This window comes from Enterococcus casseliflavus NBRC 100478 (genome assembly GCF_001544095.1).
Lineage (GTDB): Bacteria > Bacillota > Bacilli > Lactobacillales > Enterococcaceae > Enterococcus_D > Enterococcus_D casseliflavus.
In genome coordinates, this window is sequence record NZ_BCPT01000043.1 from 1 (window position 1) to 1,418 (window position 1,418).

Genomic DNA, 1,418 nt, shown 5'->3' on the forward strand with positions numbered 1-1,418 from the left:
TGCTGACACAACCCGAAGTGATCGATAGAAAAAAATACCAGGATCAGGCAGAGATCTCTTGTTCTTTTAAAGCCAAAATAGACAAAGCGTTCGCAAACTGCAGTAAGCCTGATTGAGAATCATCGACGATCACATTTTTCTGATAATGGATCCGATCACTCACGTGATTGATTGATAATCCGTAAACAAAACGCATCAAAAAGATCTTTCGTCTCCGATCGGTGATTTCTGGTTTATATGGATGGCTAATGGCCGTCAGACCCAAAGAAAACAAGTGGTGAAAATAAAGAAACTCTTGTTTGAACTGCTGATTTTCTTGAACAAAGCTAGAGTGTTTGATTTCTGGTATATCTTGGTCTAAAAGCGAATACGTTGAATGGATCGGCGGCATTCTCGTCAATCCCATCCTTTCTCTTGAAACAAGATAACTAGAGAGCATCGATCCGATCTCTCCTTTGGTTTTTTCCCAATCGATCACCTCTTTTTCAGGTAATTCAAATTGGTGAACATCAAATAATCGCACATTATTCCTCTTTTCATGATAGGTGATACAAACAGTTGTTGTTTGAACCTGAATTTTATATCAAAAAAGACCTGGAGTTTCCAGGTCTTTTTTCGTCTTTGTTTCTCAAAATGGCAACGATTGACGGGCGTTCTTTGTGATTTTCAATTGGTCTAGCTATGTTGAGAGCCTAAAACGTCGGTAAATCAAGCTTCTTCTCTTTGGATCTTTTTTGAAGAAATCGGGGGGACGAGTTGGAAAGGTGTTATGTTCCAAGCTGGACTCGCCGCAAGATAAGCGAAATGTTGCTTTTCTAACAAGCGTAAAATGCAGGGGACTTGATCCGCTGTTTTGTCGGACGTAATAGCCAGGCATTCCACAAAGTCAGCAGGCAAGGAGAAAACGGAACGATTCGCTGTCTGCCAGCCGCTGACGATCGTGGGATCAAATTCATACCGCCGACAACAATCACTCACCGACAAACCAAGGTGCCCCACGATATACGCAGTAATCGGATAGCTGTCAACATAAGCTGAAAACGACATACACAATTCATCCTTTCAACGCTATCTTAGGTTTCACGGAAAAAGTGCCACCACTTCTTCTGTCTTTCTTGTTTCAGTCGCACGACTTCATTTTCAGGAGTAAATTTCCCCTTATGTTCTGAGGGGGTCTCATAACCACTTTGAGACGTTTTAAAATTTTTGGTATCATTGTTGGATTCTTTGTTTAAATCTTATGAGAAGTGTTCCTGCGACGTCAGAAGCAGTATTTGTTTGTTCGCTTGCAAAGTTAGTTGTTGTTGCTGATCAAGAAGTTTTTGTTGTTGGGCTAATAACGACTGCAGCTGCTCAATTTGTGCGTCCTTTTGTTGCAACTGTGCAAACAACTTCGTTTCTATACTGTCAGAGCTTGC

General features: G+C 41.1%; 2 protein-coding genes and 1 pseudogene. All 3 read right to left on the reverse strand.

Annotation, left to right across the window (positions count from 1 at the left end):
* Positions 1-43 precede the first annotated feature (43 nt).
* Positions 44-523, reverse strand: a complete 480-nt coding sequence (locus tag ECA1_RS16655) for an ArpU family phage packaging/lysis transcriptional regulator (protein ID WP_016612331.1) — start codon at positions 521-523, stop codon at positions 44-46.
* Positions 524-708: 185 nt separating this feature from the next.
* Entirely contained in the window at positions 709-1,047 is a 339-nt protein-coding gene (locus ECA1_RS16660) for a hypothetical protein (RefSeq protein ID WP_060793126.1), read from the reverse strand.
* Between the two features lie 191 nt (positions 1,048-1,238).
* Positions 1,239-1,418 (reverse strand): annotated as a pseudogene (locus ECA1_RS17715) (hypothetical protein); the annotation flags it as partial.

Coding starts and splice junctions, on each gene's coding strand:
- ECA1_RS16660 (WP_060793126.1), bottom strand. CDS start 1,047: ATGTCGTTTTCAGCTTATGTTGACAGCTATCCGATTACTGCGTATATC.